The organism is Stenotrophomonas africana, assembly GCF_013004645.1.
In the GTDB taxonomy this organism is placed as follows: Bacteria; Pseudomonadota; Gammaproteobacteria; order Xanthomonadales; family Xanthomonadaceae; genus Stenotrophomonas; species Stenotrophomonas africana.
Genome location: NZ_JABEME010000002.1, coordinates 14,170 through 37,327 on the forward strand (window position 1 = coordinate 14,170; position 23,158 = coordinate 37,327).

At 66.7% G+C, this 23,158-nt stretch carries 14 protein-coding genes and 1 riboswitch; of the genes, 11 read left to right on the forward strand and 3 right to left on the reverse strand.

Annotation, left to right across the window (positions count from 1 at the left end; all coding sequences use genetic code 11):
- Positions 1-148 precede the first annotated feature (148 nt).
- The 6 genes from HLA98_RS04365 to HLA98_RS04390 all read left to right on the forward strand — a co-directional run bounded on the left by HLA98_RS04365 (position 149) and on the right by HLA98_RS04390 (position 13,338).
- Entirely contained in the window at positions 149-1,945 is a 1,797-nt protein-coding gene (locus tag HLA98_RS04365) for an autotransporter assembly complex protein TamA (RefSeq protein ID WP_080392815.1), read from the forward strand.
- Positions 1,942-5,799 carry a translocation/assembly module TamB domain-containing protein gene (locus HLA98_RS04370; RefSeq protein WP_057499366.1) on the forward strand — a complete coding sequence of 1,286 codons (3,858 nt, stop codon included), beginning with the start codon at positions 1,942-1,944 and terminating at the stop codon, positions 5,797-5,799. Before HLA98_RS04365 ends, HLA98_RS04370 begins: the two co-directional genes overlap by 4 nt.
- Before the next feature lie 189 nt (positions 5,800-5,988).
- Positions 5,989-8,136, forward strand: a complete 2,148-nt coding sequence (locus HLA98_RS04375) for a S46 family peptidase (protein WP_057499365.1) — start codon at positions 5,989-5,991, stop codon at positions 8,134-8,136.
- Positions 8,137-8,271: 135 nt separating this feature from the next.
- Entirely contained in the window at positions 8,272-11,730 is a 3,459-nt protein-coding gene (locus tag HLA98_RS04380) for a hybrid sensor histidine kinase/response regulator (protein ID WP_129550612.1), read from the forward strand.
- Between the two features lie 252 nt (positions 11,731-11,982).
- Positions 11,983-12,072: riboswitch (yybP-ykoY riboswitch) on the forward strand.
- Between the two features lie 88 nt (positions 12,073-12,160).
- Positions 12,161-12,736: a manganese efflux pump MntP gene (locus tag HLA98_RS04385; RefSeq protein WP_057500919.1), complete on the forward strand. Its 576-nt coding sequence runs from the start codon at positions 12,161-12,163 to the stop codon at positions 12,734-12,736.
- A gap of 146 nt (positions 12,737-12,882) precedes the next feature.
- Positions 12,883-13,338 (forward strand): REP-associated tyrosine transposase, encoded by a 456-nt coding sequence (locus HLA98_RS04390; protein WP_057500918.1) that lies wholly within the window; start codon positions 12,883-12,885, stop codon positions 13,336-13,338.
- A 161-nt stretch (positions 13,339-13,499) separates the two neighbouring features.
- Here the strand turns inward: HLA98_RS04390 and HLA98_RS04395 are convergent, their stop codons facing one another.
- Together HLA98_RS04395 and acs are read right to left on the reverse strand one after the other, a co-directional pair.
- On the reverse strand, positions 13,500-14,165 hold the full coding sequence (locus HLA98_RS04395; RefSeq protein WP_006477308.1) for a response regulator transcription factor: 666 nt from the start codon (positions 14,163-14,165) through the stop codon (positions 13,500-13,502).
- 121 nt (positions 14,166-14,286) lie between these two features.
- Complete coding sequence (gene acs, locus HLA98_RS04400; protein WP_057500917.1) at positions 14,287-16,230, reverse strand: acetate--CoA ligase; 1,944 nt, start codon at positions 16,228-16,230, stop codon at positions 14,287-14,289.
- Positions 16,231-16,475: 245 nt separating this feature from the next.
- Between acs and HLA98_RS04405 the strand changes: the two genes are divergently transcribed.
- The 4 genes from HLA98_RS04405 (at position 16,476) to xth (ending at position 22,097) form a co-directional block, all read left to right on the forward strand.
- A complete protein-coding gene (locus HLA98_RS04405) occupies positions 16,476-17,903 on the forward strand; it encodes a DcaP family trimeric outer membrane transporter (protein WP_049443822.1) in 1,428 nt (475 codons plus the stop codon).
- A gap of 94 nt (positions 17,904-17,997) precedes the next feature.
- Complete coding sequence (locus HLA98_RS04410; protein ID WP_049443821.1) at positions 17,998-19,659, forward strand: MFS transporter; 1,662 nt, start codon at positions 17,998-18,000, stop codon at positions 19,657-19,659.
- 136 nt (positions 19,660-19,795) lie between these two features.
- The gene (locus HLA98_RS04415) at positions 19,796-21,196 is read left to right on the forward strand and encodes a coniferyl aldehyde dehydrogenase (protein ID WP_057500916.1); all 1,401 of its coding nucleotides are present in this window, start codon (positions 19,796-19,798) and stop codon (positions 21,194-21,196) included.
- Between the two features lie 118 nt (positions 21,197-21,314).
- Positions 21,315-22,097, forward strand: coding sequence for an exodeoxyribonuclease III (gene xth, locus HLA98_RS04420; protein ID WP_057500915.1), 783 nt, complete (start codon positions 21,315-21,317; stop codon positions 22,095-22,097).
- A gap of 103 nt (positions 22,098-22,200) precedes the next feature.
- On the opposite strand, the gene HLA98_RS04425 is transcribed toward xth, so the two are convergent.
- Positions 22,201-22,452, reverse strand: a complete 252-nt coding sequence (locus tag HLA98_RS04425) for a GlsB/YeaQ/YmgE family stress response membrane protein (RefSeq protein WP_005411656.1) — start codon at positions 22,450-22,452, stop codon at positions 22,201-22,203.
- An 84-nt stretch (positions 22,453-22,536) separates the two neighbouring features.
- On the opposite strand from HLA98_RS04425, the gene HLA98_RS04430 reads away from it, so the two are divergent.
- Complete coding sequence (locus tag HLA98_RS04430) at positions 22,537-23,136, forward strand: 4'-phosphopantetheinyl transferase family protein (RefSeq protein ID WP_057500914.1); 600 nt, start codon at positions 22,537-22,539, stop codon at positions 23,134-23,136.
- Positions 23,137-23,158 lie beyond the last annotated feature (22 nt).

Sequence of the window (23,158 nt, forward strand, 5' to 3'; positions counted from 1 at the left end):
TCCATCGGGGTCATTGCCGGCATTGCGCACGATGCCGGCATCCTCGGCTGCGATCACGATGATCGCCACAACGGCGCGTATTTTGACCGCCACTTAACAACCGATCCCCAATGACGTGATGCATTTCGCATCGTCACCTTCGGTCGGTATGCTGTGCCGCATGCAGCCAAAGAAATACGCCCTGCCGCTGATGGTCCTGTCGCTGGCCGCCACCACCGTGGCCCACGCGCGCGGCACCATCGACAAGGTGGACATCAAGGGATTGGACAAGGGCGACGACGCCGCAATCATCGAGAACATCCAGGAATCGCTGTCGCTGTACGACACGATCGGCAAGGAACAGGGCGAATCCCGCCTGGAATACCTGCTGTCACAGGCCGAGCGGCAGACCCGCCAGGCACTGGAACCGTTCGGGTACTACAACCCGGTGATCAAGGTCGAGGCGCCGCGCGAGGACGAGCACGTGCGCGTGCTGATCCACGTTGACAAGGGCACCCCGGTCACCGTGCGCCGCGAGCACATCGATATCACCGGCCCGGCGATGTATGACCAGTACCTGCAGGACGACCTGGCCGCGTTCAAGCCGCGCAAGGGCCAGCGCTTCGTGCATACCCAGTACGAAGCCAGCAAGATCACCATCACCCGCCGCCTGGCCGAGCGTGGTTACTTCGACGCCGACTACACCCAGCGCCAGGTGCAGATCACCCGCGCCGACAATGCGGCCGACATCGACCTGACCTGGGACAGTGGCCGCCGCTACAACATGGGCCCGGTGCGCTTCGAGCAGGATTACTTCGTCGACAAGCTGTTCGATCCGCTGGTGTACTGGGACCAGGGCAGCTACTACCACGAGGGCAAGCTGGATCGCCTGCGGCAGTCGCTGACCAAGCTGGACTATTTCAGCGTGATCGATATCCAGCCGCGTCCGGACCAGGCCGACGAAAACGGCGACGTGCCGGTGGACGTGAAGCTGACCCGCGCCAAACGCACCATCTACACCGCCGGTCTGAGCTACGGCAGTGAGAGCGGCCCGGGTGTGCGTGGCGGCATCGAGCGGCGGTTCCTGAACAACCGCGGCCACAAGATGAACACGCAGCTGGACTACGCGCAGAAGCGCAAGAGCCTGGTCACCAGCTACCGCATTCCTGCGTTCAACTGGCTCGATGGCTGGTACACCTTTGCCGCCAGCGCCTATGACGAGCAGACCGACTACATCGACCTGCGCAACTTCAAGCTGATTGCCAGCCGCAGCGGCGAGATCAACGAGCACTGGACCGCGATCGCTTCCATCAACGCGCTGCGCGAGCGCTGGCGCTACGCCTCCGGCACCGAGTTCACCAGTGCGGTGTACAACACCTCGACGCTGGTCTACCCGCAGATGGTTGCCGACTACGTCAACGTCGATGACGAGATGTTCCCGCGCAAGGGCATCAGCGGTACGGCGACGATGCGTGCCGGCGTTGAAGGTGCCGGCTCGGACACCAGCTTCGTGCAGGCCAACGCCGTGCTGCGCTGGTACATCCCGGTGGGTGAAAGCAACCGCCTGATCCTGCGCGGCGAAGGTGGCACCACCTGGACCAGCGATCTGGTGGCGATGCCGCCCAGCCTGCGCTACTTCGCCGGTGGTGACCGCAGCATCCGCGGCTATGCCTACCGCGAGGTGGGGCCGCGGACCCCGGCGCCAGACAAGTACGCGCTCGGTGCCAAGAACCTGGTGATCGGCTCGGCCGAGTACGAGCATTATTTCAATGGCGGCCCCTGGGGTGCGGCGGTGTTCGTCGATACCGGCAGCGCCTTCGACAACACCATTGATCTGCACACCGGCGTCGGCTTCGGCGTGCGCTGGAAATCGCCGGTGGGCCCGGTGCGCATCGACGTGGCGCACGGCCTGAACAATCCGGACTCGCAGTTCCAGCTGTACCTGAACATCGGAGCGGACCTGTGAGCACGCCCGCACCGACCCCGAACACGCCGCCACCGCGCGTGCGTTTCTATCGCCGCCGCCGCTTCTGGGCATGGTCCGGCATCGGCGTGATCGGCCTGGTACTGCTGGCCCTGTTGGCGGTCTACTGGCTGCTGCAGACCGTGGCCGGCCGTGATGTGCTGCTGGCACAGGTGGTCGCACGGCTGCCGGTGGGCGCCAGCTTCACCTGGGACAAGGTGGACGGCCCGGTGGCCGGCCCGCTGACGCTGTACAACGTCGACTTCCGCTACGACGACATCCATTTCCACGCCGAGCGCGCGCACCTGGAGCCGGACCTGCGCCCGCTGCTGGGTCGCAAGCTGCTGCTGGACAAGCTGGAGCTGACCAACGCGACGCTGAACCTGGCCAAGAGTGACGAGCCGTTCAAGCTGCCGTCGTGGCCCGATTCGCTGCCGCAGATCGAGATGCCGTTGGCGATCCAGGCCGACGTCATCGCCATTGATGGCTTCCGCATCAGCCAGGCCAACGAGCCTGTGATCGACATCAGCCGCGTGCGTGGTGGCATCGAGATCGCCAATGGTGAGTTCCAGGCGCGCAAGCTGGTGGTGGACAGCGACATGGGCAACTTCACCGCCCAGGGCCGCTACATCCCGGCCAAGGACTACGACACCGATGTGACCGTCACCGCGGTGCTGCCAGCGCCGCGTGGGCGTACCGCCGCCACGGTGGGTCTGGTCGCGCGCGGTGACCTGTCGCACATGGAAGTGGCGGTGGCCGGGCGTGCGCCGAAGCCGCTGCACGCCATGCTGGTGTTTGATGGCCGCACCGATCCGAGCTGGAATGCCAGCATCCGCAGTGACGAACTGGATCTTTCGCTGTTGTCGCCGGCATTGGCCAGCTCGGCGATCGCGCCGCTGGCGCTGGACTTCACCGCTGCCGGCAAGGGCGGCAACGCCAACCTGCGAGGCAAGGTGAAGCAGGGCGATCAGGAACTGGAGCTGGCACCGTCGGTGGTGTCGTTGCAGGACCAGGTACTGAAGGTCTCGCCGCTGCTGGTGAAGGGCCTTGGTGGCGAAGCCCGGCTGGAGGGCACCGCCGATTTCAGTCAGGAAGACCAGCAGAAGCTCAACTTCTCGGTGGTCGCCCATGATCTGACCTACGTACCGGCACCCGATCCGAACACCGCCGGCAGCGCGCCGGTGCCGGTCACCCTGAAGGAAGCACGCTTCGGTCTGGCCGGTACCCTGAAGGCCTGGGCGGCGATCGGCCGCGCCGAGGTCGAGCGCGAGGCGCAGAAGGCGCAGCTGCAATTCGATGTGCGCGGCAACGATCAGGCCGCGTCGATTCACCAGCTGCAGGCGCAGACGCCGGGTGGCCAGTTGCAGGTGGAAGGCCAGGTGGCCTGGGCACCGCAGCTGGACTGGGATGCCAAGGCCACGTTGAGAGATTTCGACCCCGGCTATTTCGTGCCGGGCTGGAACGGTCGTCTGTCCGGCAACCTGGCCTCCAAGGGACGCCAGCTGCCGCCGCCGGCAAACGCGCCGCCGGGTACCGCCGGCACGCTGGAAGCCACCGTCGATCTGCCGTCGCTGAAGGGTGTGCTGCGCCAGCGCAATCTCGACGCGCAGGGCAAGTTCGCGCTGCAGGGCGCGCAGGGCGAGGGCAATCTGAAACTGTCGCTGGGCAGCAGCCGGGTGACCGCTTCGGGCAAGGTCGGTGATCGCCTCGACATCGATGCGCGCTTCGAGCCGCTGCAGCTGAGCGATCTGCTGCCGGGCGCCGATGGCGGCCTGCGTGGCCAGGTACAGGTGAAGGGCCCGCGCGATGCGCCGGACATCACCGCCGACCTGGTCGGCAGCAACCTCAACTGGGACGGCTACGGCGCCGAGAGCGTGAGCATCAAGGGCCACCTGCCGTGGCGCGGCGACAGTGGCACGCTGGCGATCCAGGGCCAGCAGGTCAACGCCGGCATGCTGCTGGAACGCTTGAACGTGGATGCGCAGGGCAGTGTGTCCAACCTGCGCCTGGCGGCGCAGACCCGCAACGAGATGGGCGCGATCGAGCTGCAGGGCAGCGTCCGCCAGCAGGGCGCGCAGTGGCGCGGCGAGCTGGCAGCGCTGCGCATCGCACCGGTGAAGGGCGATGCCTGGTCGCTGCGTGCACCGGCGGCGTTCGCGATCAACGGCAGCACCTACACGCTGTCCGAAGCCTGCCTGGCCGCCGCCAGCAGCGGCGCGCTGTGTGCACAGGCCAACTGGCCGCGCGAGGGCCTGGTGGTGCGCAGTGATGCGCTGCCGCTGGCGCTGGTGCAGCCGTGGTTGCCGCCGCAGTCCGGCCGTCGCATCTATCTGCGTGGCGATGTCAGCCTGGACGCCCAGATCCGCCCGCGCGGCAATGCCTGGGAAGGCCATGTGGAAGTGCGCTCGAAGGAAGGCGGCGTGCGCCTGGGCGAGAACCGCAACACCGTGGGCGATACCACCCGTGGCGAACTGGTGCGCTATGACCAGTTCTCGCTGAAGCTCGACATGACCCCGGCGAGCATCAAGGGCTATCTGGGCATGGGCTTCCAGGGCAACGGCTTCGTCGACGCGAAGATGCAGACCGGCTGGGAAGCGAGTGCGCCGCTGAACGGCGAGCTCTACCTCAACATGTCACGGCTGTACTGGCTGGAGCTGTTCTCGCCGGACATCGTGCGCCCGACCGGCCTGATCGAAGGCCACGTCAGCCTGCGCGGCACGCGCGGCCAGCCGTCGCTGGGCGGTGATGCGCAGCTGAGCAACTTCAAGGGCGAGTTCCCGGCGCTGGGCCTGACCTTTGACCAGGGCAAGGGCAGCTTCGTCGCCCAGCCCGATGGTTCGGCCAAGATCACTGCGCAGGCCAATTCGGGTCAGGGCACGCTCTATGTCGACGGTGGCCTGTCGTGGTTCGGTGATGCACAGCCGCTGCAGCTGAAGATCCATGGCGAGAACGTGCTGCTGTCCAACACCAGCGAGCTGCGCATCGTCGCCAATCCCAACCTCGACTTCACCCTGGCCAAGGCGGCGATGGAGCTGCGTGGCACCGTGCACGTGCCCGAAGCGGACATCGACATCGAGCGGCTTGACCGCGGCACCTCGGTGTCCGAAGACGTGGTGGTGCTGGACCCGGCCGATCCGGAAGAGTCGCGCACTTCACCGCTGGATATGGACCTGGTGGTCAGCCTTGGTGACAAGGTGAAGATGACCGGTTTCGGCCTGAAGGGCGCGCTGACCGGCAAGATGCAGGTCTGGGCCAAGCCTGGCCGCGAAATGACCGCCAATGGTGGCCTGGAAGTAAGTGGTCGCTACAAGGCGTACGGGCAGGACCTGACCATCACCCGTGGCAACCTCACCTGGAACTACAACGCGGTGTCCGACCCGCGCGTCAACATCCGCGCCGAGCGCCGGATCGGTGATGTCACCGCCGGCATCGACGTGACCGGGCGTGCGCAGCAACCGCGTGCGGACGTGTGGTCCGATCCGGCGATGTCGCAGTCCGAAGCACTGGCCTACCTGGTGCTGGGGCGCAGCCTGACCGGTGCCAGCAGCGACCAGGCACAGCAGGTGAACGCGGCCTCGGCTGCGTTGTCGGCGGGCAGCGGGCTGCTGGCCTCGCAGCTGGGTGCCAAGCTGGGCCTGGACGATGCCGGCGTAAGCCAGTCGCGCGCGCTGGGCGGCTCGGTGATCGGTGTCGGCAAGTACATCTCGCCCAAGCTGTACGTCGGCTACGGCGTGTCGCTGGTCGGTGCCGGTTCGGTGATCACGCTGAAGTACCTGCTGCGTCGTGGCTTCGACGTGGAAGTGGAGTCGAGCACGGTGGAAAACCGTGGTTCGATCAACTGGCGGCGGGAGAAATAATCCGCCGTGGCATCCCTGTAGAGCCGAGCCATGCTCGGCTTGCGCGCGCAGCGTGGGAAGGTGGGGCGGGCAGAAGAGCAGCCGAGCGTGGGCTCGGCTCTACAGGTACGTGCCCCCAACCATCGGCCGTTGCCCCATCGGTCCCCAGCGGCTATGGTCCCGGGCTGTTCTGTCGTACCGGATTGCCTCATGTCACCACGCAAAGCCCTTCCCACCGCCCTGGCCCTGGGCCTGACCCTGGCCGCCGGTGCCCACGCCGATGAAGGCATGTGGATGCCGACCCAGCTGCCGGACCTGGCCAAGCCGCTGCAGGCCGCTGGCTTCAAGGGCAATCCGGCCGACCTGGCCAATGTCACCGCGCCGCCGCTGAGCGCGGTGGTCCGTGCCGGTGGTGGCACCGGCTCGTTCGTGTCTGCCGACGGCCTGCTGCTGACCAACCACCACGTGGCGATGGGCGTGATCCAGTACAACAGCTCGCCCGAGCACGACCTGATCAATGGCGGCTTCATCGCCAGGGACCGTGCCGACGAGCGCCCGGCCAACCCGGACTTCCGCGTGCTGGTCACCGTCGGCTTCGACAAGGTGACCGACCAGGTGCTGGCACAGGCCCGTGGCAAGACCGGCCGTGCCTACTTCGATGCCGTCGATGCGGCCAGCAAGCAGATCGTGGCCGAGTGCGAGAAGGACGGCAGCGTGCGCTGCTCGGTGGCCAACATGTACTACGGCACCGACTTCTACCGCATCGCCCAGCTGGAGCTGAGCGACGTGCGCCTGGTGTATGCGCCGCCGCGTGCGATCGGCAACTACGGCGATGAGATCGACAACTTCATGTGGCCGCGCCACACCGGCGACTTCACTTTGCTGCGCGCCTACGTGGGCAAGGACGGCAAGCCGGCCGCCTACAGCAAGGACAACGTGCCCTACCAGGCGCCGGCACACCTGCAGATATCGGTGGAAGGCCCGAAGGAGGGCGACTACGCGATGCTGGCCGGTTACCCGGGCATCACCTACCGCCACCGCACCGCGGCCGAGTTCGCCGGTCAGATCGATACCGTGCTGCCGCGCCGCGTGTCGGTGTTCCAGCAGATGATCGACACCATCGAGGCCGCCAGTGCCAAGGACGCACAGGCGCGCACCCGCTACGCCTCGCAGCTGCAGTCGCTGAAGAACAACCGCAAGCGCGCCGCCGGTGAGCTGGAAGGCTTGCTGCGCAGCGACGCCAAGGCCCAGCGTGCCGCCGACGAAACGGCGATGCTGGCTGCCACCGACCGCAAGTACCAGGGCGATATCAAGGCGCTGCTGGCCAACCTGTCGCAGGGCGCGGCGGTGGGCGAGCGCGACCTGCTGCTGGACCAGATGGCCGCGCAGAGCCAGCTTCTGCGTTCGGCACTGCTGCTGGAACGCCTGCGCATCGAATCGGCCAAGCCGGACGCGCAGCGTGAGAGCGGTTTCCAGCAACGCGACCAGGCGATGATCGAAGGCGTGCTCAAGCAGGTCCAGCGCCGTTACGCGCCGGAGGTCGAGAAGGCGCTGCTGACCACCCTGCTGACCCGCTACCAGCAGCTGCCGGACGGGCAGCGCGTGGCCGAGTTCGACGCGGCCTTCGGCCGTACCCCGCAGCAGCTGGCCAAGGCACTGGACACCCTGTATGCCGGCACCCAGCTGGGTGACGAGGCGCAGCGCCTGTCGCGCTTCGCCGCCGCACGCGAAGGCAAGGCCCTGGCCGCCGATCCGCTGATCGCCGTGGCCGGCCCGCTGGTGGCCGCGCAGCTGCGCATCGAGAACGAGAGCAAGACCCGCGAAGGCGAGCAGCTGCGCCTGCGTCCGGCGTACATGCAGGCGCTGTTCGCCTGGCGTGCCAAGCAGGGCCGCGCGGTGTATCCCGATGCCAACCGCACCCTGCGCATCAGCTACGGCAAGGTCGAGGCGCTGCACCCGCGCGATGGCGTGACCTACTCGCCGGTGACCACTGTGGCCGGTATCGTCGAGAAGAACACCAACGCCTATCCGTTCGATGCACCCAAGCCGTTGCTGGCCGCCATCGCCAAGGGTGACTTCGGCAGCACCGCCGACCCGGCGCTGAAGACCCAGACGGTCAACTTCCTGACCAACCTGGATACCACCGGTGGCAACTCCGGCTCGCCGGTGCTCAACGCCAAGGGCGAACTGATCGGCCTGAACTTCGACAGCAACTGGGAGTCGGTCAGCGCCAGCTGGTGGTTCGACCCGCGCTACAAGCGCGCCGTGCACGTGGACATGCGCTACCTGCGCTGGCTGCTGGCCAAGGTCTACCCGGCGCCCGAGCTGCTGAAGGAAATGGGCGTGCCGGCCCAGTAAGACGCCGGCCACGACCCACGGTCGTGGCCCGCACCGCGTAGGCCCCCACCTTGGTGGGGGTGGTTGCCCCCAACGCGCCCGCACCCCCGGCCACGCCTGGCCTACACTGCGGGTTCTTCCGATGGAAACGCGCGCGTGGTCTCCAGCTGGATCCTGCTGCTGGTCTCGGTTGCCTATGCCGCGCTGCTGTTCGGCGTGGCGTGGTGGGGTGACCGTCGGCCGATGTATCCCGACCGGCCGTGGCTGCGGCCGGTGGTCTACAGCCTGGCGCTGGCCGTGTACTGCTCGTCGTGGACCTTCTACGGCGCGGTCGGCACCGCCGTGCGCAACGGCGTGGGCTACCTGCCCATCTACATCGGCCCGCTGCTGCTGCTGCTGTTCGGCTGGCGCATCATCGAGCGCCTGGCGCTGATCGCGCGCAGCCAGAACGTAGTCTCCATCGCCGATTTCATCTCCTCGCGCTTCGGCCGCTCGCGGCGGCTGGCGGCGCTGGTGGCGATCATCGCGCTGATCGGCATCATTCCGTACCTGGCCCTGCAGTACAAAGCGGTGGCGATGAGCCTGCAGGTGTTGACCGGCAACACCGGCCCGACCGGCTTCTTCACTGATCCGGCGCTGTACGTGGCGCTGCTGATGGCGTTGTTCGCCACCCTGTTCGGTACCCGCCAGGTTGATGCCACCGAGCACCACCACGGCATGATGCTGGCGATCGCCTTCGAATCGGTGATCAAGTTGCTGGCGATGCTGGCCGTGGGCGTGTTCGCCTACCTGTGGCTGAGCAACCGCAGCGACGCAGTGGTCGAGTCGGTGCACACGCTGTTCACCGGCCTGCCGCCGGTGGGATTCATCTCGCAGACCCTGCTCAGTTTCCTCGCGATCATCTGCCTGCCGCGCCAGTTCCACGTGGCCGTGGTCGAATGCGGTGACGTGCGTGACGTGCGCCGCGCGCGCTGGATGTTCGGTGGCTACCTGGTGCTGATCTCGGGCATGGTGTTGCCGATCGCCACCGCCGGCGTGACCCTGTTCGGCACCGGCGGCAGCGTCGCCGACGATTCGATGGTGCTGGCCCTACCGCTGGCCGAAGGCCGCAATGCGCTGGCGCTGATCGCCTATGTGGGCGGCTTCTCGGCGGCCACCGGCATGGTCATTGTGTCTTCGATCGCACTGGCCACCATGGTCAGCAACGACCTGGTGATGCCGGTGCTGCTGCGTCGGAGCGGTGACCACCAGGAAGCGGCCGACGTCGCTTCGCGCGTGCTGTGGATCCGCCGCCTGGCGATCCTGCTGCTGGCGCTGATGGCCTACAGCTACTACCGCACCAGCAGCAACGACAGCACGCTGGCCTCGTACGGCCTGATGGCGTTCGCAGCGGTGGCGCAGTTCGCACCGGGCCTGATCGGCGGCCTGTACTGGCGCGGCGCGAGCCGGCGCGGCGTCGAGGTGGGCATGCTGCTGGGCTTTACCACCTGGCTGTACACCCTGCTGCTGCCGGCGATGACCATGGCCGGCTGGGTCGATGCCGGCTGGGTGCAGCACGGCCCGTTCGGCATCGAGTGGCTGCGCCCGCAGCAGCTGTTCGGCATGACCGGCTGGGATCCGCTGACCCATGGCACGTTCTGGTCACTGCTGGTCAATGCGGCGACGATGATGCTGGTGTCCGCGCGCTGGCGGCCCGGCGTCGACGAGCGACTGCGTGCCGCACCCTTCCTCGATCCGTATGCCGAACGCCCGTCGGTGGCGGGTGGTTGGCCGGGTCACGTGCATGTGGGCGATCTGCTGGCGCTGGCTTCGCGCGTGGTCGGCGAGCGCCACGCGCGGCGTTCGTTCTTCGAGCAGGCACAGTCGCTGGGCCGTGAGCTGCAATCTTCGGCGCCTGCGGACCGCCCCTGGGTACAGTTCACCGAGCGCCTGTTGGCGGCCTCGATCGGCGCGGCCTCGGCGCGCCTGCTGCTGACCAGCCTGTTGCGTGGTTCGGGCATGGACCTGGGTGAAGTGGTGGCGGTGCTGGACGAAGCCGGGCAGGAACTGCGCTTCAACCGCGAGATCCTGTCGACCACGCTGGAGAACATCAGCGCCGGGGTCAGCGTGGTCGATCCGGACATGCGCCTGACCGCATGGAACCGCCGCTACCAGGACATGTTCGGCTACCCCGACGGCATGCTCTACGTGGGCCGCCCGGTGGCCGACCTGATCCGCTACAACGCCGAACGCGGCGAGCTGGGCGAAGGCGATATCGAGGTGCAGATCAACCGCCGCATCGGTTACATGCGCGCAGGGTCACCACATGTGTTCGAGCGCACCCGCAGCGATGGCAAGGTGATCGAGATGCGCGGGCAGGCGCTGCCCGGCGGCGGTTACGTGACCAGCTACAACGACATCACCGACTACAAGCACGCGGAAAAGGCCCTGCTGGAAGCCAATGAAACGCTGGAACAGCGCGTCGCCGAGCGTTCGCATGAGGCCGAGGTCGCGCAGCAGTCGAAGACCCGCTTCCTGGCGGCGATCAGCCATGACGTGCTGCAGCCACTGAACGCCGCACGCCTGTTCGCTTCCGCGCTGCGCGACAGCGATCACGTGAGCGATGAGCAGAAGCACCTGGCCGAGCGCGTGGATGCATCGCTGCGCGCGGCCGAAGAGCTGCTCGATGGCCTGCTGGATGTGTCGCGGCTGGATGCCGGTGGCCTGCACCCGGTGATCGGCGAGTTCGACGTGAGCGCGCTGATGCGCGAACTGGCTGCGCAGTACACCCCGGTCGCCGCCGGTCGTGGCCTGCGCCTGGACCTGTTCGCGCGACCGGCATGGGTGCGCAGTGATCGCCGCCTGCTGCGCCGCGTGCTGCAGAACTTCCTGGCCAACGCGCTGCGCTACACACGGCAGGGGCGCATCGTGCTGGCGGTACGCCAGCGCGGCGACGAAGTGGAGCTGCAGGTGTGGGATACCGGTCCCGGTATTCCCGAGCACCACATGCGGCAGATCTTCGACGAGTTCCACCGCTACCAGCAGCCCTTCGACTGGGGCGAGCAGGGCTTGGGCCTGGGCCTGTCGATCTGCCAGCGCATCTCGCGCCTGCTCGATCATCGCCTCAATGCGCGCAGCCGGGTCGGCAAAGGGTCGATGTTCTCGATCATTCTGCCGCGGGTGGCGCCGCTACCGGGCTACACCGAACTGGCCGCGCCGGTACAGCCCGTCGCCGCGCCGGTGCGGAGCGATTCGTTGGCGGCCCTGCGCGTGCTGTGCGTGGACAACGACGAAGAGATCCTCGACGGCATGCGCGCGTTGCTCGGCCGCTGGCAGGTGCAGGTGATTACGGCATCGACGGTGGATCAGGCGCTGGAGAAAGTGGCCGAGCGGCCGCAGGTGATGCTGGTGGACTACCACCTGCACGACCGCATGGACGGCCTGGATGCGCTGGTGGCGCTGCGTGAAGCCGCCGGTTACCCGCTGCCTGGTGCGTTGTTGACCGCCGATGGCCGCGATGAGCTGAAGCGGATGGCACGCGAGCGTGGCTACCGCGTGCTGACCAAGCCGATCAAACCGGCTTCGCTGCGCGCCTTCCTGGGCGCGTTGCGCGATGCAGGCAACAGCGATGCCTGATAGCAAGTGTAGAGCCGAGCCAACGCTCGGCTCCTGCGCGAGGCATGGTGTTCCGTGGTTCGGCCGAACAGCAGCCGAGCATGGGCTCGGCTCTACAGAAATCCAGTTGCGCGGGCCCTCTGTAGCGCCGAGCCCTTGCTCGGCTTCCGCGCGCTGCACGGTGCTGATATAGCCATCGCTATACAAACCAGCCCTGCCTGCGCGTTTCGCTGGAAATGCGCCACGCGCGAATCGCGATGCTAAGCTTCGCGTCCCCTTGGGGAGTAGCCGGATTCCTTCGCAGGAATCGTCCACGTCAACATACTCGGCCGGTGCGCCGTGGCGTGGACAACCATGATGGTTGGCGAGACCAGCGGCCCGCGCGCGCAACGTCAGGTTGGGCGCGAGCGCAGGCCGTGCGTCCGTCCTAGCCCGACCTCAGCAGCTGCCCATGTCCCCCATTTCGATCCTCCTGATCGGCTTTGCCATGTCCACCGATGCCTTCGCTGCGGCGATCGGCAAGGGTGCGGCCATGCGCAAGCCGGTGTTCCGCGATGCACTGCGGGCCGGCATCATCTTCGGCGTCATCGAGGCGATCACGCCCATCATCGGCTGGCTGCTCGGCCGCGCCGCGCTGCAGTACGTCGAAGCCTTCGACCACTGGATCGCCTTCGGCCTGCTCGGCGCACTGGGCATCCACATGATCTACAACGGCCTGCGCTCGGAAAGTGCCGACGAGAACGAAGACCCCTCCCAGCACCATGGCTTCTGGAAGCTGGCGTTGACCGGTTTCGCCACCAGCATCGACGCGATGGCGGTAGGCATCGGCCTGGCCTTCATGGACGTGCATATCGGCGTGATGGCCGCGGTCATCGGCCTGTGCACGCTGACCATGGTCACCGCCGGCATCATGCTCGGCCGCGTGCTGGGCAGCATGGTCGGCAAGCGTGCCGAGATCATCGGTGGCGTGATCCTGGTGATCATCGGTGCGACGATCCTGTACGAGCACCTGCACGGCGTGGGGTAACACCTGCCCCTGTAGAGCCGAGCCCATGCTCGGCTGCTTCGAGCGGCAGCCGAGCATGGGCTCGGCTCTACCTCAGGGTATTGGCTGACAAGCATTGCGGTGTTGAACTGATGGAAGGGCTGTCATGCGTGCCATAGCCTCTTCGCATGGCCAGTCCCGCACTCCGCCTTGGTCGCTGGTCGCAGACCGGCAATGTCTACGCGATCACGGCTGTGACACGCGCACGCCGTCCTTGGTTCGACGACAAGGCCAACGTCGATCTGCTGATCGAAGCGCTGCGCACCGTAGAGCGAACGGGGCGGACCTCCTCCCTCGCCTGGGTGGTGATGCCGGATCATCTACATTGGCTGTTCGAACTCCGTACCGGCACGCTTGCCGGCTGCATGCAGATCCTCAAATCACGGAGCGGGCGTTCCATCGGCAGGCGCGCTGATGCCAACGCGCCGATCTGGCAGCCGGGATACTACGATCATGCGCTGCGCAGCGATGAGTGCCTGCGCACGCAGGCGATGTACATCGCGGCCAATCCCGTGCGTGCTGGGCTGGCCGCGCGCATCGGGGAATACCCCTATGTGTGGAGTCGATGGCCGCTTGAAGCGTGATCTGGAACCCGGCGAAGAGCAACCGAGCATGGGCAGGCTCGGCTCTACAAAGGCAGGTGCTGTGGAGTCCTGTAGAGCCGAGCCTGCGCTCGGCTCACGCGCGTAGCGCGGGCTTCAGGCGAACAGCAGCCGAGCATGGGCTCGGCTCTACAGCGGAGGTCTCAATCTTCTTCCGGCGGCAGCACGATGGCGTCGTCGTCGATCGCCAGCTTGCCGGCCATCAGCACGGCCTGGGTGCGGTTGGTCACGCCCAGCTTGCGCAGGATGGCGGTGACGTGGGCCTTGATCGTTGCTTCGGAGACGTTGAGGTCGTAGGCGATCTGCTTGTTCAAGCGACCTGCGCCCAGCATCTGCAGTACGCGGAACTGCTGCGGGGTCAGCTCGCGCAGGCGCTGGCCGACTTCGCGCTCTTCGCTGCCGGTGGGCGGCACGTTGTGCGCTTCCGGTGGCGCCCAGGTCTCGCCATCGAGGATGGTGCCCAGTGCATGACCGATGGTGTCCGAATCCGCAGACTTCGGGATGAAGCCCAGCGCGCCGTGGTCGAGCGCGCGGCGCATCACCGTCGCCTCTTCGCGCGCGGACACCACCACCACCGGCAGGTGCGGATGCAGCGAGCGCATGTGCACCAGTGCGTTGAAACCCTGCGCACCGGGCATGTTGAGATCCATCAGGACCAGGTCGGCGTCGTTGTGCTGGTCGGCCAGCGCGTACAGCGCTTCCACGCTGTCGGCCTCGAACAGCTGCACGCCGGGGATGACCCGCTGCACGGCCCCACGCAGGGCTTCGCGGAACAGCGGGTGGTCATCGGCAATCAGGAGGGTGGTCATGGGTCGAGCTTATCGATCAGGAAAAAGAGCGACGTGATGGCAGGTGCAGGACGGGTCGGACACGGCCGGGTCCCTCCTCCCGGCCACGTCCCTGGCGCGTCCTGCGCCTGCAGTCACGCCATCAGCGCACCTTGCGCTCGTCCACCAGCGACGCCACCACCGACGGATCGGCCAGGGTCGAGGTGTCGCCAAGCTGGTCCGGCGCGTTCTCGGCGATCTTGCGCAGGATGCGGCGCATGATCTTGCCCGAGCGGGTCTTCGGCAGGCCCGGCGCCCACTGCAGGTGGTCCGGCGTGGCGATCGGGCCGATCTCCTTGCGCACCCAGGCAACCAGTTCCTTCTGCAACTCGTCGCTCGGTGCCTCTTCGGCCACCAGGGTGACGTAGGCGTAGATGCCCTGGCCCTTCACGTCGTGCGGGAAGCCGACCACGGCCGCTTCGGCCACCTTCGGGTGCGAGACCAGCGCGCTTTCCACTTCGGCGGTGCCGATGCGGTGGCCGGACACGTTGATCACATCGTCGACGCGGCCGGTGATCCAGTAGTAGCCGTCTTCGTCGCGGCGGCAACCGTCGCCGGTGAAGTAGCTGCCCGGGTAGGTGCGGAAATAGGTATCGATGAAGCGCTGGTGATCGCCGTACACCGTGCGCATCTGGCCCGGCCAGGAATCACGGATGATCAGGTTGCCCTCGGTCGGGCCGTCCTGGATCTCGCCATCGGCATTGACCAGCGCCGGCTGCACGCCGAAGAAGGGCAGGGTGGCCGACCCCGGCTTGAGGTCCATCGCGCCGGCCAGCGGCGAGATCAGGATGCCGCCGGTCTCGGTCTGCCACCAGGTATCGACGATCGGGCAGCGGCTGTCGCCGACCACCTCGTAGTACCAGCGCCAGGCTTCCGGATTGATCGGCTCGCCGACGCTGCCGAGCAGGCGCAGCGACGCGCGCGAGGTCTTCTTCACCGGCTCCTCGCCTTCGCGCATCAATGCACGGATGGCGGTCGGGGCGGTGTAGAAGACCGTCACCTTGTGCTTGTCGATGACGTTCCAGAAACGCGAGGTGTCCGGGTAGTTCGGTACGCCTTCGAACATCAGCGAGGTCGCGCCGTTGGCCAGCGGCCCGTACACGATGTAGCTGTGGCCGGTGACCCAGCCGACGTCGGCGGTGCACCAGTAGATGTCGTCCTCGCGCAGGTCGAACACCGCTTCATGGGTGTAGGCCGCGTACAGCAGGTAACCGCCGGTGGTGTGCAGCACGCCCTTCGGCTTGCCGGTGGAACCGGAGGTGTAGAGGATGAACAGCGGGTCTTCCGCGTTCATGCGTTCCGGTTCGCAGGTGGACGGCTGGCTGTCCACCACATCGTGGAACCAGCGGTCGCGCGGGGCCTGCATGTCCACCGCGCCGCCGGTGTGGCGCACCACCAGCACGGTTTCAACCGTGTTCGTGCCCGGCAGCTTCAGCGCGGCATCGACGTTGGCCTTCAGCGGAATCTTTCGACCACCACGCAGGCCCTCGTCGGCGGTGATGATCAGCTTGCTCTGGCAGTCGCTGACGCGGTCGGCGATCGAGTTCGGTGCGAAGCCACCGAACACCACCGAGTGGATCGCACCGATGCGCGCGCAGGCCAGCATGGCCACCGCGGCGTCGACGATCATCGGCAGGTAGATGGTGACGCGGTCGCCCTTCTTGACCCCGAGGTTGCGCAGCGCGTTGCCGAGGCGGCAGGTGCGCTCGTACAACTCGCGATAGGTCACGTGCTGGGCCGGTGCATCCGGGCCGTCCGGCTCGAACAGTAGGGCGGTCTTGTCGCCGCGCGTTTCCAGCTGGCGATCCAGGCAGTTCACGCTGGCATTGAGCTCGCCATCTTCGAACCACTTGATGTGGAAGTCGGACAGGTCGTAGCTGACGTTCTTGATCTTGGTCGGCTTGCGCATCCATTGCAGGCGCTCGGCGGCCTTGCCCCAGAAACCATCCGGGTCGGTCACCGACGCCTGGTATTGCTGTTCGTACGACGTCTTGTCGATGCGTGCCTTGGCGGCGAACTGCGGATCGACGGGGTAGATATCAGCCATGGCACCCTCACTTGCACGTTGACTTTGTATGTGCGGTCGCAGCATCGCAACGACCGATCCCCCTCAGTTTGCCCCATCCACCCCCGGCCGCGTCACCACCTTGGTTAGACCATGGTCGAAAGTGAGCGTCCTGCAGGGCCGGGTTCGACCAATGGCCAATAGCCGCTGTGCGTGAACGCCCCGCAGTCTCGGCTCGACCGTGCCCCACGCGCGGCATCACCTTGCCACTTGGGAGAGAGGGCAACATGAGCCACCGTACGTTGAAAGCCGTGCGCACACCTTTGGCGGCCTGCCTGTTGGTCGCCCTGGTCGCACCGGGCATGGCGTTCGCAGAGACCGCCAAAGAGAAAGCGCTGGAAGCACGCGTTGCCGAACTGGAACGCCAGGTCCAGCTGCTGCTGTCCTCGCAGCAACAACAACAGACCCAGATCAGCCAGACCCAGCAGGCGGTGACCGAAGTCCGCACAGTGCAGGCCGAGCAGAAGCCGGTCGCCTCTGTGCCGGCAGGCAAGCAGCCGATCCAGGTCACCACCATCACCCCGGGCGCGGCGCCGGGCACCACGGTCAAGATCGGTGGCTTCATCAAGGCCGACTTCCTGGCCACCCAGACCAGCGATGGCCAGCTGGCCGACGACGCCACCGGCCGCTCGCTGTACCTGCCGGGCCAGACCCCGGTGGAAGGCGCCGGCGGCAGCGGCAAGCGTTCGGGCACCGATTTCAACGCCCACGCCAAGTTCTCGCGCTTCAACCTGGGCATCGACAACGTGAGCGAATCGGGCAACAAGGCCGGTGCGTTCTTCGAGATGGACTTCTTCGGCAACTCGCTGGGCAACCAGACCGCCACCAATACCTACGGTGTGACCCTGCGTCATGCCTACATGTACTGGAACAACTGGATGGCCGGCCAGACCTGGTCCAACTTCATGGATGCGGCGTCGCTGCCGGAAGCGGTCGACTTCGTCGGCCCCACCGACGGCGTGATCTTCGTGCGCCAGGCCCAGGTGCGCTACACCCAGGGCGGCTTCAGCGTCGCACTGGAAAACCCGGAAACCACCACCCTCACCGGTACCCGCAATCCGGTCACCGGGGCCTGGACCAACGCCAGCGCCAACTCCGACCGTGGCAGCCTGCCCGACCTGACCCTGCGCTATGGCTGGAAGGGCAACTGGGGCACCTTCGGTGTCGGCGGCATCGTCCGTCAGCTAAAGGTCGACAACCAGGCCACCGGCGCCAAGGCCGACAAGGTGGCTGGCGGCCTGACACTGGGCGGCAAGTGGGTGATGGGTGACAGCGATTCGCTGCACTACCAGCTGACCGGCGGCGAAGGCATCGCCCGCTACATCGGCCTGGGCATCACTGCCGACAGCGCCTACGACGTGGCCCGCGACGAGCTCAACCCGACCGGCGTGCTTGCCGGCTACGTGGGCTGGCGGCATGCGTTCTCGCCGAAGCTGCGCACCAACCTGATCTACGCGCGCAGCGACTACGACAACGACAGCATCCTCGGCCCGCTGGTGACCAAGAGCGTGCAGAGCATCCGCGGCAACATCTTCTACTCGCCGCTGCCCAAGGTCGATATCGGTGCCGAGCTGATGTACGGCCGTCGCGAAGTGGAGAACGGCAACAAGGGTGACATCACCCGATTGCAGTTCACCACCAAGTACAGCTTCTAAAGGAGTGCCGACCAAGGTCGGCACCTACAGAGATTGTGTGCCGACCAATGGTCGGCACCCACCAACAACGATTGCTTCGGAGGGGAAGCGTCCCATGTCCAGTACACCCAGCACCGCACACAAAGCGGGCACCCTGACCCAGGGCCACAAGAAGGTCATCTTCGCCTCGAGCCTCGGTACGGTCTTCGAGTGGTATGACTTCTTCCTGTACGGCTCGCTAGCCGCCATCATCGCCAAGCAGTTCTTCAGCGGTGTCAATGAAACCACGGGCATGATCTTCGCCCTGCTGGCGTTCGCCGCCGGCTTCTTCGTGCGTCCGTTCGGCGCGGCCTTCTTCGGCAGCCTCGGCGACCGCATCGGCCGCAAGTACACCTTCCTGGTCACCATCCTGATCATGGGCATCTCGACCTTCCTGGTCGGCGTGCTGCCCAACTACGCTTCAATCGGTTTCGCCGCGCCGGTGATCCTGATCATCCTGCGCCTGGCCCAGGGCCTGGCGATGGGCGGCGAGTACGGCGGTGCTGCCACCTACGTGGCCGAGCATGCGCCGGACGACAAGCGTGGCCTGTACACCAGCTTCATCCAGTGCACCGCCACGCTCGGCCTGTTCATGTCGCTGCTGATCATCCTGGCCTGCCGCTACTTCCTGGGCAATGAAGCCTTCGAAGCCTGGGGCTGGCGCATCCCGTTCCTGGTCTCGATCCTGCTGCTGGGCGTGTCGGTGTGGATCCGCCTGCAGCTGAGCGAATCGCCGCTGTTCCAGCAGATGAAGTCCGAGGGCAAGGGCTCCAAGACGCCGTTCCGTGACAGCCTGAAGGGCGGCAACCTGAAGCTGATGCTGCTGGTCCTGCTCGGCGCTGCAGCCGGCCAGGCCGTGGTCTGGTACGGCGGCCAGTTCTACGCGTTGTTCTTCCTCAGCAGCATGCTGAAGGTCGATGCCACCACCTCCTACCTGCTGATCGCGGCGGCGCTGGCGCTGGGCGTGCCGTTCTTCATCTTCTTCGGCTGGCTGTCCGACCGTATCGGCCGCAAGAAGATCATCCTGGCCGGCTGCCTGCTGGCAGCTGTTACCTACATCCCGATCTTCAAGGGCCTGACCCACTTCGCCAACCCGGCCATCGAAGAAGCCCGCAGCAGCTCGCCGGCCCTGGTCGTGGCCGATCCGAACACCTGCTCGTTCCAGTTCGATCCGGTGGGCCTGCGCAAGTTCACCAGCTCCTGCGACGTGGCCACCGCCGCGCTGACCAAGGCCGGTGTGCCGTACGACGTGCAGCCCGCCGCCGCCGGTTCGCTGGCGATGGTGAACGTGGGCAGCGCCAGCGTCACCTCGTATGAGGCCGCCGGCCTGACCAAGGAAGAAGGCAAGGCCAAGGCCGATGCGTTCGGTGCGGAACTGAAGACCGCCCTGACCACTGCCGGGTATCCGGCCAAGGCTGATGGCGCCCGCATCAACATCGCCGGCACCATCTTCATGCTGTGGCTGCTGGTGCTGTACGTGACCATGGTCTACGGCCCGATCGCCGCCTACCTGGTGGAACTGTTCCCGACCCGCATCCGCTACACCTCGATGTCGCTGCCGTACCACATCGGCAACGGCTGGTTCGGTGGCTTCCTGCCGGCGATCTCCTTCGCGCTGGTGGCCGGTACCGGCAACCTGTACTACGGCCTGTGGTACCCCATCATCATCGCGCTGATGTCGGTGGTGATCGGTGGTCTGTTCCTGCGCGAGACCAAGGACGTGGATATCACCAAGTAAACGGTGTGCCGACCAACGGTCGGCACCCACCGGGTTTCAGGGGCCGTGGTGCAGACCGCGGCCTTTCTGTTTTCTGCGCCGTGTCATTTCGGCGCGCACTACCATTGCGTTGCGCAGCACCCCGTATAGTCGGCCCATGACCACCACCGCCCCAGCCGCCATCCTGCACACCCTGCGTAGCGCCTGGCAGTCGCAGCGCCCCTCGCTCGACCAGCGCGAGGCCGACCTGCGCCGCCTGCGCGAAGCGTTGAAACCGCGCCTGGACGAGATGGCCCAGGCCATCGCCGAAGACTTCGGCCACCGTGCCCACGTCGAATCGAAACTGGCCGATGGCATGAGCGTGCTGTCGGCGATCGACCACCAGCGCCGTCACCTGCGGCGCTGGTCGAAGCCGCAGCGCGTCGGCGCCGGCTGGCGGCTGTGGCCGGCGCGCGCGCAGCTGCGGCCGACGCCGCTGGGCGTGGTCGGGGTGATCTCACCCTGGAACTACCCGGTCACCCTGGCGCTGGTGCCTTTGGCCACCGCGATCGCTGCCGGCAACCATGTGCTGCTGAAGCCTTCGGAACACACGCCGCGCACCAGCGCGTTCCTGGCCGATCTGCTGGCGAGCGTATTCCCGCCCGATCGGGTTGCGGTGGTGCAGGGTGGGGCGGACGTGGCGGCGGCAGTCTCTTCGCTGCCGCTGGACCATCTGCTGTTCACCGGCTCGACGGCGGTCGGCCGCAAGGTGATGGCCGCCGCGGCTGAGCATCTGGTACCGGTCACACTGGAGCTGGGCGGCAAGTCGCCGGCGATTGTCTGCCGCGATTTCCCGCTGGACAAAGCCGCCGCGCGGCTGGCCACCGGCAAGTGGTTCAACGCGGGCCAGACCTGCATCGCGCCGGATTATGTGCTGATCGATACCATTCGCCAGCGCGAATTCGTGCAGGCGCTGCAGCAGCAGGTACGCGAGCGCTACGGCGATTTCAGCAGCGCCGACGACTACACCCGCATCATCAACGAAGGCCAGTACCGGCGCCTGCAGGGCTATCTGACGCAGGCGCGCGAACGCGGCGTGCCGGTGATTCCGCTGGCGCAGGTGGATGAGGCGCGCGCCGACCGCGAGCGCCTGCTGGTGCCGACCGTGGTGCTGGACCCGCCGGACGACCTGGAGCTGATGCGCGAGGAGATCTTCGGGCCGATCCTGCCGGTGCGGGCCTACCCGGACCTGGAGGCGGCGCTGGCCGACGTGCTGTCCCGCGACCGGCCGCTGGCGCTGTATCCCTTCAGCCACGACACGGCGACGGTGGAGCGCATCCTCGGCCAGGTGGTGGCCGGCGGGGTGACGGTGAATGACACGCTGCTGCACTTCGCCGCCGATGGCCTGCCGTTTGGTGGGGTGGGGGCCAGCGGCATGGGCGCGTACCACGGCCGGGCCGGGTTCGATGCGATGAGCAAGCGGCTGCCGGTGCTGTGGCAGTCGCGCTGGGCGGCCAGTGACCGGCTGCGGCCGCCGTATTCGAAGATTGCGGGGCTGTTGAAGCTGTTGGTGCGGTGATCGGGTTCCGGTAGGTGCCAACCTTGGTTGGCACAGGGTGATTGCCGGCGCCAACCAAGGTTGGCGTCTACCGGGGTATAAGGGCGCCCATCAAGGCCCACCCGGGTAGAATGCCCGCATGAAGATCGCCTCGTGGAACGTCAATTCGCTCAATGTCCGCCTGTCGCACCTGGAGCAGTGGCTCAAGGAGTTCGGCCCGGACATCGTCGGTATCCAGGAAACCAAGCTGGAGGACCACAAGTTCCCCGATTCGGCGCTGATCGCCGCGGGTTACCGCAGCGTGTTCGCCGGCCAGAAGACCTACAACGGCGTGGCGCTGCTGTCGCGTGAGCCTGCGCAGGACGTGCAGATCGGCATTCCCGGCTTCGAGGACGAACAGAAGCGTGTCATCGCCGGTACCTTCGGCGACCTGCGTGTGATCAACCTGTACGTGGTCAACGGCCAGGACATCGGCACTGACAAGTACGACTACAAGCTGCGCTGGCTGGAAGCGGTGCATGCGTGGATCGCCGAAGAACTGCAGCGGCATCCGAAGCTGATCGTGATGGGCGACTTCAACATCGCCCCGGACGCGCGCGATGTGCACGACCCGGAGGTCTGGAACGAAAACCACATCCTGACCTCCACCGCCGAGCGTGGCGCATTGAACAAGCTGCTGCAGCTGGGCCTGCACGATGGCTTCCGCCTGCACAACGACGAGGCGGGTACCTTCAGCTGGTGGGATTACCGGGCGGCCGGTTTCCGCCGCAACCTGGGCCTGCGCATCGACCTGACCCTGGTCTCCGACGCCCTGAAGGGCAGTGCGGTGGCCTCGGGCATCGACCGCGAGCCGCGTACCTGGGAACGCCCGAGCGACCATGCGCCGGCGTGGGTGGAAGTAGAGTCGAGCTTGCTCGACTGATCTCCCATGCAGTCGAGCAAGCTCGACTCTACAGAACAAGGCCCGACGATTGCCGGGCCCGTTGTGATGCGCCTGCCGGCCAGTAGCCGGCACGACCGCCGCGTCAGCGTATGCTCTTGCGGGTGAACAGGTTGACGATCGCCAGCAGGATCACCGCACCGATCAGCGAGAACAGGAACGTGCGGATGGTGATCGCTTCGTTGATGCCGCCGCCGAACAGCCAGCCGGAAATCAGCGCGCCGACGATGCCGACCACGATGTTGAGGATGATGCCCTGCTGGGCATCGCGCTTCATGATGATGCTGGCCAGCCAGCCTACGATGCCGCCGACGATCAGCCAGATGATGATGCCCATGATCGAACCTCCGGTGGGGAACTGTGACCAGTTGACGCGCACGGCTGTGAACCCGTCGTGCAATTGCGTGACGGGCGCGTGCGGATGAGCCTGCCAGCCACCCTCGACGGCCCGTGGCGCTTCGGTCCGGTGACGGTCTGGCGCCGCCCGCACGTGCCGGGCCACCGCGGTGAACCGCAGGCACGGCAGGTGCTGGCGCAGGCATTGGGCGCCGACCCGGAGACGCTGCCGCTGGTCCGCGACGACAAGGGCCGGCCGGAACTGAGCGGCGCGCTGGCCCATTACGGCACCGGCTGGAGCCACAGCGGCGAGGTGCTGCTGGTGGCGCTGGGCGAAGGCGTGCGGCTGGGCGTGGACCTGGAGCTGCTGCGGCCGCGGCCGCGCCTGCTGGAGATCGTGCAGCGCTTCTTCCATCCCGAGGAGGTGGCCTGGCTGCAGAGCCTGGATGAGGCCGGGCGCGAGCACTGGTTCTTCCGCGTGTGGTGCATCAAGGAGGCCATCCTGAAGGCGCACGGGCAGGGCATTTCGTTCGGCCTGCACCGGCTGCTGCTGGCGCCGGGGGCGGATGGTTCCCTGCATCTGCGCTGGTGCGACCCGGAACTGGGCGAGGCCGCGCGGTGGCACCTGCACGAATGGCAGGCCACCGGCCAGTTCCGTGCGGCGTTGGCCTGGTATCCGCACTGAAGCGGGGAATCAGCGCGCAAAA